The organism is Azospira sp. MPR-LB4 (genome assembly GCF_058809525.1).
The window spans coordinates 1,652,743-1,667,723 of sequence record NZ_CM179521.1; the positions used below are offsets into that span (position 1 = coordinate 1,652,743).

Genomic DNA, 14,981 nt, shown 5'->3' on the forward strand with positions numbered 1-14,981 from the left:
AATCAGTCGTGGTAGTGGCAGCGGGTGCCGTAGGCGGGGCAGTACTTGGCGCTGCAGAGCATGCTTTTCGGGTTGGGCGGGAAAATCCCGTCCTTGAGCATCCGGGCCGCGATCTGGATCAGGCCCGGGTGGTCCTCGGTGCCCAGCAGCGGGGTCTTCACGTCGGCCACTTCGCCGGTGGCGACCGGGGCCTCCTTGGTGGTCTGCAGGCCGATGATTTCGGCCGGGGCGTCCAAGCGCTCGCCGCTGGCCTGCTCGGCCATCAGCGTGTAGATGCCGAGCTGGATGTGATGCCCCTTAGTGACAGCGCGCCGGCCGCCGTCGGCTGTCTTCTCCGTGGCCCGGCCGCCGCTCTTGAGGTCGGAGATGCCCTTGCGACCGTCGTCGGCAATTCGGATGCGGTCGGTGGTGCCGGTGACGCGCACGACGCCGTACTCGGTGCCGATGTCGAGGGCCTGGCATTCCAGCTCCACGGCGGCGTATTGCCGGGTCGGGCTGATTTCCTGGCAGTAGCGGGTGGTCAGCTTGACGGCGAAGGTTTCGGCCTCGACCGGTGTCAGGCTGTCGTCCCAAGCGACCTCCTGCTCGGGGCTTTGCAGCGCGGCACGGGCGGTATCGACCGCGGTGACGACGTCGATTTGATCGCCGCTCAGGCGGGAGCCGTCGAAGGCCGCGGTGCCGGCGTGGATCGCGGTGCCGAGGGCGGCATTGCCGGAGGACGGCATGCGCAGACCGACGATGTTCTGGAAGTACCAGCGGTGGGCACAGTCGAAAAGCGACGGCCACGAGCTGGCGCGGATGGTGGCCAGCGGTTCGGCCGGGAGGCGCTCGGGGGCATTCATGGTGCTGATCTCCTTCAGAGGGTGAGTTGAGCCAAGCGCCAGGCATTGCGGATGCTGTGGCCGCGGCGCAGGTAGAAAAGGAAGTCGCCGAGGAACTTGCGCATCACGCGGCCCTCGGCATGGGGGAAATCGGGCGGGCGCAGAGGGTCAGGCCCTCGGGCGGAACGACGCCGTCGTCGTCGAAGAAGATCTCCATGGCCTTGACGATTGCGTCGCAGGAGGACGCGGCCAGGACGTTGAGTTCTTCGGGCTTGGCGCCGGTCCTGATCGTGACCACGAACGGGCGCAGGGGGATCGGCTGCGGCGCGTAAGGCGCCAGGGCCTGACGGAACAGCGGATGGACGTTGCACATGGGTCGCTCCTCTCAAAATCTGCGTAAACCGCAGAACATGGAGCGCAGAATACGCAGAATTATTTACTGCGTCAAGCGCAGATTTTCGCGCAAATGGAAAAGCCCGCACGGCGGCGGGCTGGAATGGAAAAGCGGGGGCGGGTTAGGTCAGCGGCGCGCTTTGCGCCATTCCCATGGGGGCGTCGGGGCGCTATCGGCCCACAAGCCGCGGCGCTCGGCCTGGGCGGTATCCTGCAGCGGGTAGAGGTTTGGATCGGTCACGTAGCGGTCATAGACCCAGGCGAAGCCCCGCCGCACTTGCTCGGCGTTGGCGTCGATACCGGCGCAACGGACCCGGGCGACGGTGCGCCCGTACCGGTCGCGGTCTTGCTCGGCGATCTGGGCCGCCTTCCCGAAGCACAGATCGGACAGGGACTGCTTCGATTTCGCGCCGAAGGGCTGGGCCTTCTCGGGCGCGTCGATCTCGGCGAGGCGAACCTTCACCTGCTCGCGGCTCTGGCACAGGGCGGTGATGGTGTCGCCGTCGGAGACACCGACGACCTTGCAGGACAGGTCCGCCGCGGCCGGCGAAGCTGCCGCACAGAGCAGCAGCGCTGTCAGTCGGAAATCAGGCATTCACGGAGCATCGGGGTCTTCATCACCATGCCCGCGCCCTTGCATTCCAAGTCGATCTTCTGGCCCTTCCTCAGCTTCGCGGCGCGGTCGATGGCCGAGCAGCTGGTGATGCCCTTCTCCTTCGACACCCCGCAAATCTGATCTTCGAACAGGTCAGCCCGGACGCTGGCCACCCCGTAGCTGTCCATCGCAAAGACCAGGTAGGGTTTCCCCCGGAAATCCTTGGAAATCTCGGACACCTTGCCGGTCATCACGAACCACTTGCCCTTGTACTTGCCGTCGGCCGATACCTCGTTGGCCTGGTAGTCCTTGAAGATGGCCTTGGCGTCGTAGGCGTCCAGATCCCGGGCGCCGGTTTCCCCGAGGCGCTTTTTCAGCTTCCGAGAATCGACCGGCAGATCGACGTCGGCTGCCACCGACGGCACAGCAGCAGCGGCAGCCATGACGGCTGCGGCAATAATCGCGATTGAGCGCAATCCCATCCCTCCCATCACAGTTTCTTGAAGTCGCCCGGCTTGAAGTTCGGGCACCAGTCGCAGCCCTTACGCACGGCCATGGCCTGAATCTGGTCCTCTGGGCTCGCCGGGTGGCCGCGCTGCAGTCCCGGTCCGCCCCATTGCAGCAGGAATGCGCACGGAAACAGGTATCCGGCCGGCGCCCGCAGGTCGTCCAGATCGAGGCTGACGACGTCATTATCGGCGAACCCGCCGGTGAAGGGGTTGGTCACCACCTTGCTGCAGTGCGCCCGGTGGTCGTTGCAGGCGCAGGCCTCCAAGTAGCAGGTCAGCACCGACTCGATCCGCATGCGCTCCAGGATCAGCTTGCCGCCGGCGTAGAACTGGACCGCCTTGATGCCGTCGAGGTATCGGGTGGCGGCCAGCGCCAGGGCTACCTGCTCACGGGAACGGCCGAAGGCGGCGTAGTGGAACAGCGTACCGTTCATGACGGCCTCGCCGTACTTGTTGGCCTGCTGGGCGATATTCACCGCGGCGGCGTAGCCGGCCGAGCGGGACTTCGGAAACGACACGGCCACGACCTGCTCGATCGAGTCGCGGACGAGATCGACGGATGTCCCGCCGGATGTGGCCGGCAGCCCCTTCATCTTTTCCTGTAGCGGCGGTGCTCGACCATCGTGCCGATGATCCTGATCGGTGTGATGTCGGACCGCATTGACGGGTAGTCCTCGTTCAGCGGCACCAGCTCGAACACCTGGTGGCCCAGCTCATTCACGCCCCGGGGGCGGTACTTCTTGAAGGTCGCCTCGTTCTCGCCGTTCTTGGCCACGACGTAGTCGCCTGGCAAAGGAGGGACAACCGGGTCGATGATGACAGTGTCGCCCTCGCGGAACTCGGGCAGCATGGAATCGCCCTTGATCTTGAGCGCGAAGGCGTTGGCCGATAGATCGAGGTCGGTCAGCATCCACTCGTCCGCATCGCCGAGCGCGTATGGATCGACGGCCTCGGTCATGTGCCCGGCCTGAACATAGCTGACCAACGGGATGCGGCGCGTTCCGAGCGGCGCCGGTGCAACGTTCGCCGCAGCCTCGGTGCCCGCGAACAGGTCGGCTACTGTGCAGCCCAGGGCATGCGCGATCTTGCGCAGCACCTCCTCGCTGGCGCCCTGCTTCCCGGTCTCGACTCGCGACAGGTTGCCCGTGTCGCTATCCACCCGGTTCGCCAGCTCCTCCAGCGTCCATTTGAGCGCCTTACGGCGCCGTCTGATCTCAGCTCCCACTTTCATGCCGCCATTGTCGTCGCGCTTCTGCGCGATACGCAAAGCGGAAAACGCAGAATCTGCTTGACTTCTATTCTGCGGATTCCGCAGAATTACACCCGTTCTATTTCCACCGAGGTCTAGTGACATGAATTCTCCCCTGAAGCAGGCGCGGCTGAAGCGAGAGCTGACGCTTCAGCAGGTTGCAAATGAAGTCGGCATCGACACCGGGAACCTGTCGCGCATCGAGCGCGGCCTTCAAATCCCGTCCAAGGAACTGGCCGAGAAGCTGGTCAAGCTCTTCAACAACGAGGTCACCGAGACCCAGATCATCTACCCGGAGCGATTCGCCGACGGGGCCAATGTAGCGAACGGGCAGTAGCCGAGAAACCACCGGAAAAAGGAAAAAGTTGTGGAAATCAAGAAAGCCTATCTGTCCATGATCCGGGCCTTCCCCGGGGGCTGGGATGCCATGGCCGGCGCCCTCGGCATGAGCCGGGACGCCCTGGAGAACCGCATCTACGAGCGCAAGGGCCAGTCGGTGCTTGTCGAGACCGCGCTGCAGATGCAGCAGTTTTCATCCACGACCCATTTCGCCGAAGCCGTGGCCCAGCTCTCCGGCGGCCTCTTCATGAGGCTGCCCGAGCAGAGCAGCGAGGACCGCGAGGAACTGCTGGCCAAGTTCAACGAGCTCTATTCCAAGCTCGGCGACCTATCGACCAAGTTCCGTGAGTACGTGAAGGACGATGAGATCGACCGACGCGAGCGCCAGGACCTGACCGACGTCGGGCAGAACATCCACCGCACCGTCGAGGAGCTGCTCGCCCTGACATTCCAGATTTACTGCCGGCCTACGGCTGGCAAATAACGGGGGGGACATGCTCACGAACGTCCGCGAATCATCACGCGCCGCATACGACGAGATGCGCGACACAGGGCGACTCGGGCGCCAACAGCAGACCATTCTCGACCAAGTCAAACATGGCCGAGATTACTCGCTTCGTGAGCTGTCCCGTTTGACCAACCTTGAAATCAACGCCGTCAGCGTGTCCGTGGTCATCCTCGTTGCGGAGCGCCAGCCATGAGCAAGCCAGACACATGGATGCCGCTCTACATCGGCGACTACCTGCAGGACACCACCCGGCTATCAACAGAGCAGCACGGCGCCTACCTGCTGCTCATCATGGACTACTGGACTAATGGCCCGCTGCCGGACGACGACGCGGCCTTGGCGCAGGTAACGCGCATGCAGCCCGCAACATGGAAGAAGACACGCCCGGCGATCTCCCGTTTCTTCAGCGTCGAGAATGGCGAATGGCGTCACAAGCGGATCGACGAGGAGCACGCCCGGGCGATGAAGTTCGTCGAGAAACAGAAGGCCAACGGGGCCAAGGGCGGACGCCCAAAGAAAACCCAAACCGAAACCCAGAATAAACCCATGGGTTTCGATAGGGATAACCCAGACGACAAGCCAAACGAAACACCGTCACCTTCACCTTCACCTGTAAACCCTCTCTCCGAAGAAAAGGTAGTAGGTAATTCACCGTCTTCTGGTGAAGGGACCGCCGGCAACGCTACCCGGGTCGGCGCCCTGTGCAAGAAGCTGCGCGTCATGGGTATCGACGCCGCCCCGCATCTACCGGCATGGCCGGACCTGCTGGAGCGCTTTACCGACGAGGAGATCATCGCGGTCGCTGAAATCGCCAAGACGCGAAAGCCCGACGAGCGAATCCACCTGCACTACCTCGTCCCGATCTTGAACGAGCCGCCAAAGGCCCCGTCTGCCGGCGCCAAGCGCGCTCCATCCGCCGAGAACTTTGAAGGCCGTGAGTACGGCCAGGGAGGACGCCTGTGAATTCAATCGCCGAGGTCAGCATCCACGCCGAACCCAAGACCCGCACCGACACGTGCGCAACGCACGGCCAGTTCGAGGCGAAGTGCTTCATCGGCTCGATCTGGTCGAAGTGCCCGACCTGCAGCGCCGAGGCGGCCACCAGCGAGAAGACCGAGCGCGAGGCGAAGGAGCGCGAGGATCGCCGGCAGGTCTGGATGCGTAAGATCGGCGAGGCCGGCATTCCCGAGCGATTCCAGAACCGCAGCCTGCAGAGCTTCGTCGCGGAGACCGAGCAGCAGGCCCGGGCGCTGGCGTTCGCGCAGGACTACGCCGACCGGTTCGACCAGGCGCTGGCCACCGGCCGCAGCGCGCTGTTCATCGGCCGCCCGGGCACCGGAAAGACGCACCTCGCTGTCGGCATCGGCCTGCGGATCATGCACCGCGACAGCCGCACGGTGCTCTTCACGACCGTGATGCGCGCCATTCGCCGGGTGAAGGACACGTGGAGCCGGGAAAGCCGCGAGTCGGAAACGCAGGCCATCGCCGCGCTGGTGTTCCCTGACCTACTGATCCTCGACGAGATCGGCGTCCAGTTCGGCAGCGATACCGAGCGCCTGATCCTGTTCGACGTGCTCAACGAGCGCTACGAGAAGCGCCGCCCGACCCTGCTCCTGTCGAACCTGAACATCGACGAGGTCAAGGCGTACCTCGGCGAGCGCGTCTTCGACCGGCTGCGCGAGGACGGTGGCGAGGCCATCGTCTTCGATTGGGCCAGCTGGCGCGGCCGGATCGCGGCCTGATGTGCGGGAAGGCGCCATGCGACAGCCCGAACTGCACCTGGGGGGAGAAGCACCGGAAGGAATGCGAGGCCCGGGAAGTCATGCGGTGGTCGCGGGAGAAGCGGGCCGAGTACTACGCGGATGTAAAAAAACGCCGGGGGGAAGCCGCGGCGCAGCAACTGATCAAGGAGGTAAAAGAACAATGGACCATCAGCCAGCGGCAGCCGTCGCTTTTGTGATTCCAGGCGTGCCCGTCGCCAAGGGGCGCCCGAAGTTCGCCCGCCGCGGCAACTTCGTCACAACCTACACGCCGGAGAAAACGGCCAGCTACGAGAACCTCGTGAAGGTGAAGGCCGAGGAGGCCATGGCCGGTCGCCCCGTCTTCGAGGGGGCGGTCTCGGTGGTGATCTGGCTCTACGTGACGCCACCGGCCAGCTGGTCGCAGAAGAAGCAGCGGGCGGCACTCGAAGGGGCGATCTTTCCGACGTCCAAGCCTGACGTCGACAACGTGGTGAAGGGCATCTTCGACGCCTGCAACGACATCGTGTGGCGGGACGACAAGCAGGCCTGCGACGTGATAGTCCGGAAGCGCTACGCCACGACCGCCCGGGCCACAGTGCAGGTCAAGGAGTTGGCCCAGGCATGAGCGCACCGCAACAACCACGCTGCACATTGGCCCGCCTCGTCGCGGAGCCGATGAACAAGGACGCCGTCAAGCGCGACGGCTGGCAGAAGCATCAGATTTTGGTCGTGTCCCTGGACGATGAGCGCCTGGGGATGATCGACCGTGAGTTTGTTCGACAAATAGGGGAGAGACTGTATGGGTCAAAGCGCCACCGCTGAAGTGTTTGCACCGCTGTTCGAAAGCGCGCATGGTGCCTTGGTGTTCGCGTTCAACTTCTCGGGCCAGTGCTACGACCGCCCGATGATGAATCGGCTGGCGTCGCCGGCCGTTGGAAGCGGAAAAGGCCTGGTCGGTCTCGACGGCGCTGCGCAGGCCGGCATGATCCGGGCCGAAGTTCAGACGCTGGGGAAGCTGGCCGAGGCGATCATCATCGCCAGGATCGCGCCGCGCTCGGTGCCGTGCCATTGCCGGTCCGCGTGTTGCGCCGGGCACAAGCCGAACAAGGAATGGACGGACGCGATCTCCATCCTCGCCGACTACGTCCGCACCACGGCACTCGCCGGCTGCACGTCGAATGGCATGCTGCGCCGTGAGTACGTCGTGCGCTACTTCACCCGCAAGGACGACCGCATCAGCCTGGAGGCGCTGGCCGAGAAGCACGACATCGCCCGAAACACGGTCAGCGCCCACGCGGCGAAGGTCGCTCTGCTGCTTGGTGGCGCCCAGCCGAAGAAGGACAAGCCGGGCGTCCCGGGCCTCGAATCCGCCGCCATGGACGCGATCGAGGACAGGTTGCGCGACATTGGGATGGTCGGGTGATGAAAATTCCTGTTGCATGTTGGGCAAACCACGACCAAAATAGCGCGTAATTCAGTAGTCCCCGAACTACGCCCGAGGCCCGGAACGTGAAAACGACCGGGCCTTTTTGCTGCCCGGTGTCTCCTCCACCTCCTTGAGTGGTGCGTTGAAAACCCGCGTTCCGGCCACAAGCTGGGCGCGGGTTTTCCTTTTCCGGCCGCCGGGTTTTTTCCGACTATCAAAACCCCATGACCCATCCGAACATCGACACCCGGCCGGTGGATGCCCTGATCCCCTACGCGAGGAACAGCCGCACCCACTCGGAAAGCCAGATCGCCCAGATCGCCGCCAGCATCGACGAGTTCGGCATGGTCGGCGCCATCGTGGTGCGCGACGGGGTCATCGCCAAGGGCCACGGCACACTGGCCGCCGTCCGCAAGCTCTACGCCGCCGGCAAGCGCCTGTATCCGCCGCCAGGCCGTGCGCAGGGTGCCGAGCCGTTCCCGGATGGCACTGTGCCGGTGCTGGACGCCTCCGGCTGGACGGATGCGCAGTTCCGCGCTTTCGTCATCGCCGACAACAAGCTGGCCGAGGCCGCAGGCTGGGACGAGGAGCTGCTGCGCCTGGAACTAGGTGAGCTGCAGGGCCTCGGGTTCGACATGGACCTGATCGGCTTCGATGCCGTCGAGCTGGGCGACCTGCTCGGCGAGGCTGCCAACGACCCCGCCGCCGGCGACGCTGCCCGCGCCACCCTGGCCGAGCGCTTCATGGTGGCGCCCTTCACGGTACTGGACGCCCGTCGCGGCTGGTGGCAGGACCGCAAGCGCGCATGGCTGGCTATGGGGTTGCGCTCCGAAGCTGGGCGCGACGAGCTGCTGACCTTCTCGCAGTCCTCGCAGCCGCCCGCCGTCTATGAGGCCAAGAACCGCTACGAGGCGAAGGTCGGCTGCGAGGTGTCGTGGGACGAGTTCTTCGCCGCCAACCCGGACGCCCGGGCGCAGACCGGCACCAGCATCTTCGATCCCGTGCTTTGCGAGCTGGCCTATCGGTGGTTCTCTCCCGCCGGCGGAGTTGTCCTTGACCCGTTCTCCGGCGGTTCCGTGCGCGGCATCGTCGCGGCGAAGACCGGCCGGCAGTACGTCGGCTGCGACTTGCGGCCGGAGCAGGTCGAGGCGAACAGGAAGCAGTGGGCGGACATGCTCAGTTTGCCAACTTGCACCGAATCGCAAACCGGCACGGCTACGTGGGCCTGCGGCGACAGCCGGCAGCTCGACAAGCATTGCGCCGGCGTTGTGGCTGACATGGTGTTTTCCTGCCCGCCCTACGCCGACCTGGAGGTCTATTCGGATCGCCCGGACGACCTCTCGAACATGGACTATCCGCAGTTCGTGGAGGCCTACCGCGAGATCATCGCCAAGGCGGTGGCCATGCTGAAGCCTGACCGCTTCGCCTGTTTCGTTGTGGGCGAGGTGCGGGACCGCAACGGCATCTATCGCAACTTCGTGGGCGACACCATCGCCGCCTTCGAGGATGCCGGCGCGAGCTACTACAACGAGGCGGTGCTGATCACGGCGACCGGCTCCCTGGCCATTCGCGCCGGCAAGCAGTTCAGCGTCAGCCGCAAGCTCGGCAAGACGCACCAGAACGTGCTGGTGTTCGTGAAGGGCGACCCGCGCAAGGCGACCGAGGCCTGCGGCGCCGTCGAGATCGACGACGGTCTATTCGAGGCCGAAGCGGTCGAGTAGGGCCTGCCGGCCCGCCGCCTTCATGGCTTCGATGTCCTTGCCGATCTGCGCGAAAAAGCGCGGGTTGGTGTAGGCGCCGTGGGCGTCGAGGATGGCATTCCGGTGTTCGCCCAGCCGGGGAAACCTGGCCGCAATGCGAATAGCCGCCTGCCATTCCCCGGCGCCTATGTGGCGCTTCACGATCGAGAGTTTCGTTTCCATGCCTCGGACTGTAAGGAGTCCGGGCGTGGGTTCAAGGACAACTGCCCATGGCCCGCCCAGCTTTTCAGCCAACCGACGAAGACCGCGCCCTGGTCGAGCAACTGGCCGCCTTCGGTATCCCGGTGACGAGCATGACGCTCTTCGTCAAGGACAAGGACGGCAAGCCCATCAGCGAGCGCACCCTGCGCAAGCACTTCGCCAAGGAGCTTGACCAGGGCGAGCTGAAGGCCAACGTCAAAGTGGCCCAGACGCTCTTCAAGAAGGCGATCTCCGGAGACACCACGTCGATGATCTTCTGGCTGAAGACCCGGGCGAGGTGGAAGGAGTCGCCGCAACAGGTCGAGCTGACAGGCAAGGACGGCGGCCCGGTGGAGCAGAAGACGACGGTGGTCGATGAAAAGCAAATCAAATCCGCGGTCGCCAAACTTGAGGACGAGTATTGACCCATCGGTCGAGAGAGCCGTCGCCAAGGTCCGGTGCGAGCAGGATCACCTGTTCTTCGCCCGCTACTTCTTCAAGCACCGGCAGGGCATCAAGTTCCGCGTCAATTGGCACCATCGCCTGATCAGTGACACGGTGCAGCGCGTCATCGACGGCGAGCTGAAAAACGTCGTCATCAACGTCCCGCCGGGGTCGTCGAAGACCGAGGTGGTGGCGATCAACCTTATCGCCCGAGGCCTCGCAATCAACCCGCGGGCGCGCTTCCTGCACATCAGCTACTCGGACGACCTGGCGCTGCTCAACAGCGAGACGGCCCGCGAGATCGTCCAGTCCGAGGAGTTTCAGGAGCTGTGGCCTCTGGCCATCGCCGACGACGCCAAGTCGAAGAAGCGTTGGAACGTCATCCACGAAGGCAAGAAGGCCGGCGGCGTCTATGCCGTGTCGCTGGGCGGCCAGATCACCGGCTTCCGTGCCGGCCACATGGCCGAGGGCTGGCAGGGCGCGATCATCATCGACGACCCGCTGAAGGTCGAGGACGCCTACAGCAAGACGGCCCGCGCCAAGGCGAACCGCAAGCTGATCTCGACGGTGAAGAGCCGGAAGGCCAACCCGGACACGCCGATCATCGTGATCATGCAGCGGCTGGCCGAGGAGGACCCGACCGGCTTCATCAAGGCCGGCAAGGTGCCCGGGGAGTGGGAGTTCATCAACATCCCGGCCCTGATTGACGACGAGTACGTCGAGGGCATGCCCGAGAAGTACCGAGAGCTGATCGAGGAATCGGAGCGCGACGAGCAAGGCCGGTTCAGCTACTGGCCCTACAAGGAACCGCTGGCCGACCTGCTGGAGCTGGAGGCCAAGGACCGCTACGTCTTCTCCGGACAGTACCAGCAGCGCCCGTCCCCGCTTGGTGGCGACATCATCCAGGGCAAGTACTTCGGGCGTTACAAGGTCGTGCCGCCGCTGCGCTTCCGCAAGGTGATCGCCGACACGGCCCAGAAGACGGCCGAGCGCAACGACTACAGCGTGTTCGAGTGTTGGGGCCTCGGCGAGGACGGCCGCATCTACCTGCTGGACCTGATCCGCGGGAAGTGGCCGGCGCCCGAACTGAAGCGCCGCGCCATCGCCTTCTGGACCAAGCACAAGGAGGCCGGCGACTTCGAGGCGCCGCTCCGGCAGCTGCTGATCGAGGACAAGTCGAGCGGCACCGGCCTGATCCAGGACATTCAGGCCGACGGCGGCATCCCGGTGAAGGGCATCGAGCGCGTCGCCGACAAGCTGACCCGCGTCATGGACGTTGTCAGCTACATCGAGTCGGGGCTGGTGTTCATCCCCGAGGCCGCGCCCTGGGTGAGCGACTTCGTCGCCGAGTGCGAGGCCTTCACGGCCGATGACACGCACGCCCACGACGACCAAATCGACCCGATGGTCGATGCCATCAACGACATGCTGGCCAAGAAGCGCAGCATCTACGACAACCTGTGAGAGACCACATGGCCAAGAAACGCGAAGTCAAGACGGCCGATGCCGCCCTGGCCATGACCCGCCAGCCGGTCGGCGACGGCCTGGAAAACGTCGTCGCCGGCCTCGGCACGGACCGGGACAAGCGCTCCTATTCCGTCTGGGCCGATCCCCGCATCCTGACCCGTCAGGAGCTGGAGAACATGTACCGGGGCAGCTGGCTGGCGAAGAAGATCGTCAATGCCGTGGCCGACGACATGACCCGGGAGTGGCTGCACGTCACCTTCGACGGCGAGGAGCTGGGCACCACCATCGAGCAGGCCGAGAAGCGCTTCGCGCTGAAGCGCAAGACCAACGAGGCCTTGAAGTGGTCCCGTCTCTACGGCGGCGCAGTGATCATCATCGGCACCCGCGACAGGAACCTGGCCAAGCCGCTGGACGTGAAGAACGTCCGCAAGGGCGACCTGCGCTATCTGCATGTCGTGGATCGCTGGCGCCTCTCGCCGGCTGGTTCGCTCAACCGGGATCTGGAAAGCCCGAACTTCGGCATGCCGGACAGCTACGTGCTGGCGGAATCTACGGTGCAGGTCCATCACACCCGGGTGCTGCGCTTCAACGGCGAGAAGCTGCCCTATTTCGCGTGGCTGCGGAACGCCATGTGGGACGACTCCGTCCTGCAGCACGTCATGGACAGCCTGATGAACTGCGACACCACGACGCAGGCCATCGCCACGATGATGTTCGAGTCGAACGTCGATGTGGTGAAGTCCGAGGGCCTGGCCGACGTGCTGGCCCGCAAGGACGGCGAGGCGGTGCTGACCAAGCGCTTCCAGGTGGCCGCGCTGCTCAAGAGCTTCAACCGCATGTTGCTGCTCGACGGCACCGAGAGCTACGAGAAGAAGCAGAACAGCTTCGCCAACCTCGACAAGGTCATCCAGCAGTTCATGATCGACGTGTCGGGCGCCGCCGACATCCCCATGACGCGCCTGTTCGGGCAGTCGGCCGCGGGCCTCAACGCCACCGGCGACAACGACGTCCGCAACTACTACGACATGGTGTCGGCGAAGCAGGAGGCCGAGCTGCGCCCGCAGCTGGAGTACCTGTACGAGGTGCTGGTGCGCTCCGAGCTTGGGCACATGCCCGAAGATTTCCGCTTCGATTTCAACCCGCTCTGGCAGCTCTCCGAGACCGAGCAGGCGACGGTCGAGAAGACCCGCGCCGAACGCGACCAGGTCTATCTCAACGCCGGCGTGGTCACCGAGGCGCTGGTGGCCCGGGAGCTGAAGGAGCGCGGCACCTATCGCAACATGACCGACGACGACATCGAGCTGGTCGAGGAGCTTTCCAAGCCGATGGACGAGAACGGCGAGGTCGGCAAGGCCCCGGGCGCCAAACCGCCGGAGGGCGGCGAAGGCGGCGACGATGACGAGCAGGTCGCCGGCGTGGCCCAGGGCGGCAAGACGGCGCCGGCCACATCCGGGGGCGAGTAATGGCCATCATCGAGCTGCATCATGTGGTGCGCGCCATGCCCCACGGCGCCCGCCTGCGGAAGAGGCGCGGCCGGCTGCTCAAGCCGGTCAAGCCATCCCACAAGGTGGAGCTCTGGTACAAGCAGCAGCTGCTCGCCGTCGTGGCCCAGCTCCGCAATATCGCCCGGGAGGAACTGCTGCCCGAGCTGAAGCGGATGGAGCCGCTCTACGCAGCCGGCGACGGCATCACGCGAGACGCCAAGGTGCCGCGCCGGCCGCTGGAAAGCACCTTCCAACGCATGGGGCAGCGGATCGGCGGCATCGAGCAGACGGCCAACCGGCTCGCCGCCCTGGCCGTGCAGCGCAGCGCCGACACGGTCGATGACCGCCTGAAGGCCGCTATCAAGTCCTCGGTGGGCATCGATATTTCGCCGGTCCTGACGCAGTCCGGGCCGATCCTCGACGCGCTGCGGGCGGCGACGAAGGACAACATCGACCTGATCAAGTCAATCCCGGAGCAGTACTTCGAGAAGCTGGGCGACGCCGTCGGCAAGAACATGGAGCGCGGCATGCGCTTCGAGGATCTGGCCAAGGAGATCGAGCGCATCGGCGACGTGACCGAGAGCCGCGCCAAGCTGATCGCCCGGGACCAGACCAGCAAGATGAACGGCGCCTTCAATCAGGCCCGCCAGACCTCGCTGGGCATCGACAAGTACCAGTGGCAAACCTCCGGCGACGAGCGCGTCCGCGAAGATCATGCCGAAAACGACGGCAAGGTGTTCAACTGGAACGACCCGCCGGATGGGACCGGACACCCTGGGCACGACGTGAATTGCCGATGCGTGGCAATCCCGTACTTCGACCTGGACAAAGAAGAGGAGCTTCTGGGGCTATGACCAAGAAGACGATTCAGGCCCGCGACTTCATGTCGCTGACCAGCCGGCAGATGACGGCCGAGGGCTACATGGTGGCGCCCGGCAATCTGGCGCGCACCGGCGTACAGGACTACCGGGCCTACGAACTCGGCCTCGACGCCGACGGCATGGACCCGATGAAGGTCATCCGTCTGCACCGGCCGCCCGAGGAGGTTTTCGACGCGGCCAGCATGGCCAGCTTCGAAAGCAAGCCGATCACGATCGAGCACCCGCCCGTCGCGGTGACCGCCGACAACTGGACGGAACTCGCCAAGGGCGAAGTGCGCGACGTGGCCCGATCCGGCGACCTCATGACGGGGACGCTGCTGGTCAAGGCGAAGGACGCCATCGAGGCGCTGCAGTCCGGCAAGGCGCAGCTCTCGAACGGCTACACCTTCGAACTCGACATGACGCCCGGGACGACGGCCGACGGCCGCGCCTATGACGGGGTCCAACGAAACATCCGCGGCAACCACGTAGCACTGGTGGATGCAGCGAGGTGTGGTTCGGCTTGCCGAATCGCTGATTCTCAACCAAAACTGGAAGGAAATACGATGCCCGACGCAAAGCGCAAAGTCACCGTTGACGGCATCCCGCTGGAGGTGGAAGACACCGCGGCGGGCGTCATCGACACCCTGATCAAGCAACGCGACGAAGCACGCGATGCTCTGACTCCCCTGAAAACGAAGGCAGCCGAGGCCGATGGCCTGAAGGTTGCGCTCGACAAGGCGCACGCCGACATCGAGGCCCTGAAGAAGGACGTCATCACCCCGGAAGCCAGGGATGCGATGGTCGCCGAGTGGGCCAAGCTGATCGGCGACGCCAAGCGGCTCGTCCCCGAGCTGACCACCGACGGCAAGACCTGCCTCGCCATCCGCCGCGAGGTGATCGGCGCGCTGGTCGGCAAGGACGCCACCGCCAAGGCCGTGGCCGATGCGGTCCTGGCCGGCAAGGCGCTCGACAGCGCCGAACCCGAGGTCGTGCGCGCCACCTTCAACGCCCTGGCCGCCGCGGTGAAAACCGAGGCCAACGACGCCGAGGTCAGCGCCAACGACGCCGCCGTCGCCGATGCCCTGACCGGCGCCGGCAAGGCGAACGATTCCAAGACTGAACTGACGGGCCGCGAGAAGTTCCTGGCCCGCCAGTCCCAGGCCTGGCAGCAGTAACCGAGTCCATCCACCAACCTGAAGGA

22 protein-coding genes are annotated in these 14,981 nt (G+C 65.0%); 15 read left to right on the forward strand and 7 right to left on the reverse strand.

Features of this window, described 5'->3' with window-relative positions; genetic code table 11:
* Nucleotides 1–2: 2 nt before the first annotated feature.
* The 6 genes from AC3QLZ_RS07600 to AC3QLZ_RS07625 all read right to left on the reverse strand — a co-directional run bounded on the left by AC3QLZ_RS07600 (nucleotide 3) and on the right by AC3QLZ_RS07625 (nucleotide 3,672).
* Nucleotides 3–842 carry a RecB family exonuclease gene (locus tag AC3QLZ_RS07600; RefSeq protein ID WP_492783560.1) on the reverse strand — a complete coding sequence of 280 codons (840 nt, stop codon included), beginning with the start codon at nucleotides 840–842 and terminating at the stop codon, nucleotides 3–5.
* A gap of 103 nt (nucleotides 843–945) precedes the next feature.
* Nucleotides 946–1,194: a hypothetical protein gene (locus tag AC3QLZ_RS07605; protein WP_492783561.1), complete on the reverse strand. Its 249-nt coding sequence runs from the start codon at nucleotides 1,192–1,194 to the stop codon at nucleotides 946–948.
* Nucleotides 1,195–1,341: 147 nt separating this feature from the next.
* On the reverse strand, nucleotides 1,342–1,809 hold the full coding sequence (locus AC3QLZ_RS07610; RefSeq protein ID WP_492783562.1) for a thermonuclease family protein: 468 nt from the start codon (nucleotides 1,807–1,809) through the stop codon (nucleotides 1,342–1,344).
* Nucleotides 1,791–2,252 (reverse strand): OB-fold protein, encoded by a 462-nt coding sequence (locus tag AC3QLZ_RS07615; protein WP_492783563.1) that lies wholly within the window; start codon nucleotides 2,250–2,252, stop codon nucleotides 1,791–1,793. Before AC3QLZ_RS07615 ends, AC3QLZ_RS07610 begins: the two co-directional genes overlap by 19 nt.
* A gap of 47 nt (nucleotides 2,253–2,299) precedes the next feature.
* A complete protein-coding gene (locus AC3QLZ_RS07620) occupies nucleotides 2,300–2,911 on the reverse strand; it encodes a hypothetical protein (RefSeq protein WP_492783564.1) in 612 nt (203 codons plus the stop codon).
* Nucleotides 2,908–3,672, reverse strand: coding sequence for a LexA family protein (locus tag AC3QLZ_RS07625; protein WP_492783565.1), 765 nt, complete (start codon nucleotides 3,670–3,672; stop codon nucleotides 2,908–2,910). Before AC3QLZ_RS07625 ends, AC3QLZ_RS07620 begins: the two co-directional genes overlap by 4 nt.
* On the opposite strand from AC3QLZ_RS07625, the gene AC3QLZ_RS07630 reads away from it, so the two are divergent.
* From AC3QLZ_RS07630 to AC3QLZ_RS07675, 10 genes are all read left to right on the forward strand, one after another.
* Nucleotides 3,671–3,904, forward strand: coding sequence for a helix-turn-helix transcriptional regulator (locus AC3QLZ_RS07630; RefSeq protein WP_492783566.1), 234 nt, complete (start codon nucleotides 3,671–3,673; stop codon nucleotides 3,902–3,904). The genes AC3QLZ_RS07625 and AC3QLZ_RS07630 overlap by 2 nt on opposite strands.
* Before the next feature lie 30 nt (nucleotides 3,905–3,934).
* On the forward strand, nucleotides 3,935–4,390 hold the full coding sequence (locus AC3QLZ_RS07635) for a YmfL family putative regulatory protein (RefSeq protein WP_492783567.1): 456 nt from the start codon (nucleotides 3,935–3,937) through the stop codon (nucleotides 4,388–4,390).
* Between the two features lie 10 nt (nucleotides 4,391–4,400).
* On the forward strand, nucleotides 4,401–4,607 hold the full coding sequence (locus AC3QLZ_RS07640; protein ID WP_492783568.1) for a hypothetical protein: 207 nt from the start codon (nucleotides 4,401–4,403) through the stop codon (nucleotides 4,605–4,607).
* Entirely contained in the window at nucleotides 4,604–5,377 is a 774-nt protein-coding gene (locus AC3QLZ_RS07645) for a YdaU family protein (protein WP_492783569.1), read from the forward strand. Before AC3QLZ_RS07640 ends, AC3QLZ_RS07645 begins: the two co-directional genes overlap by 4 nt.
* Nucleotides 5,374–6,156, forward strand: coding sequence for an ATP-binding protein (locus tag AC3QLZ_RS07650; protein WP_492783570.1), 783 nt, complete (start codon nucleotides 5,374–5,376; stop codon nucleotides 6,154–6,156). Before AC3QLZ_RS07645 ends, AC3QLZ_RS07650 begins: the two co-directional genes overlap by 4 nt.
* An 80-nt stretch (nucleotides 6,157–6,236) precedes the next feature.
* Complete coding sequence (locus AC3QLZ_RS07655; RefSeq protein ID WP_492783636.1) at nucleotides 6,237–6,374, forward strand: DUF7696 family protein; 138 nt, start codon at nucleotides 6,237–6,239, stop codon at nucleotides 6,372–6,374.
* A complete protein-coding gene (locus tag AC3QLZ_RS07660; protein ID WP_492783571.1) occupies nucleotides 6,338–6,781 on the forward strand; it encodes a RusA family crossover junction endodeoxyribonuclease in 444 nt (147 codons plus the stop codon). Before AC3QLZ_RS07655 ends, AC3QLZ_RS07660 begins: the two co-directional genes overlap by 37 nt.
* Nucleotides 6,778–6,978 (forward strand): hypothetical protein, encoded by a 201-nt coding sequence (locus AC3QLZ_RS07665; RefSeq protein WP_492783572.1) that lies wholly within the window; start codon nucleotides 6,778–6,780, stop codon nucleotides 6,976–6,978. The genes AC3QLZ_RS07660 and AC3QLZ_RS07665 overlap by 4 nt, the downstream gene beginning before the upstream one ends.
* Complete coding sequence (locus tag AC3QLZ_RS07670) at nucleotides 6,956–7,579, forward strand: hypothetical protein (protein WP_492783573.1); 624 nt, start codon at nucleotides 6,956–6,958, stop codon at nucleotides 7,577–7,579. The genes AC3QLZ_RS07665 and AC3QLZ_RS07670 overlap by 23 nt, the downstream gene beginning before the upstream one ends.
* A gap of 227 nt (nucleotides 7,580–7,806) precedes the next feature.
* Nucleotides 7,807–9,303 carry a DNA methyltransferase gene (locus AC3QLZ_RS07675; protein WP_492783574.1) on the forward strand — a complete coding sequence of 499 codons (1,497 nt, stop codon included), beginning with the start codon at nucleotides 7,807–7,809 and terminating at the stop codon, nucleotides 9,301–9,303.
* Here the strand turns inward: AC3QLZ_RS07675 and AC3QLZ_RS07680 are convergent.
* Nucleotides 9,277–9,504 carry a hypothetical protein gene (locus AC3QLZ_RS07680; protein ID WP_492783575.1) on the reverse strand — a complete coding sequence of 76 codons (228 nt, stop codon included), beginning with the start codon at nucleotides 9,502–9,504 and terminating at the stop codon, nucleotides 9,277–9,279. The two genes, AC3QLZ_RS07675 and AC3QLZ_RS07680, sit on opposite strands and share 27 nt — an antisense overlap.
* Before the next feature lie 47 nt (nucleotides 9,505–9,551).
* Between AC3QLZ_RS07680 and AC3QLZ_RS07685 the strand changes: the two genes are divergently transcribed.
* Genes AC3QLZ_RS07685 through AC3QLZ_RS07705 form a run of 5 tightly spaced genes read left to right on the forward strand, consistent with a single transcriptional unit; the run spans nucleotide 9,552 to nucleotide 14,955 of the window.
* Nucleotides 9,552–9,947 (forward strand): hypothetical protein, encoded by a 396-nt coding sequence (locus tag AC3QLZ_RS07685; RefSeq protein ID WP_492783576.1) that lies wholly within the window; start codon nucleotides 9,552–9,554, stop codon nucleotides 9,945–9,947.
* Nucleotides 9,931–11,430, forward strand: coding sequence for a phage terminase large subunit (gene terL / locus AC3QLZ_RS07690; RefSeq protein ID WP_492783577.1), 1,500 nt, complete (start codon nucleotides 9,931–9,933; stop codon nucleotides 11,428–11,430). Before AC3QLZ_RS07685 ends, terL begins: the two co-directional genes overlap by 17 nt.
* 8 nt (nucleotides 11,431–11,438) lie before the next feature.
* On the forward strand, nucleotides 11,439–12,896 hold the full coding sequence (locus AC3QLZ_RS07695; protein WP_492783578.1) for a DUF1073 domain-containing protein: 1,458 nt from the start codon (nucleotides 11,439–11,441) through the stop codon (nucleotides 12,894–12,896).
* Complete coding sequence (locus tag AC3QLZ_RS07700; protein WP_492783579.1) at nucleotides 12,896–13,771, forward strand: phage head morphogenesis protein; 876 nt, start codon at nucleotides 12,896–12,898, stop codon at nucleotides 13,769–13,771. Before AC3QLZ_RS07695 ends, AC3QLZ_RS07700 begins: the two co-directional genes overlap by 1 nt.
* A complete protein-coding gene (locus AC3QLZ_RS07705) occupies nucleotides 13,768–14,955 on the forward strand; it encodes a DUF2213 domain-containing protein (protein ID WP_492783580.1) in 1,188 nt (395 codons plus the stop codon). Before AC3QLZ_RS07700 ends, AC3QLZ_RS07705 begins: the two co-directional genes overlap by 4 nt.
* Nucleotides 14,956–14,981 lie beyond the last annotated feature (26 nt).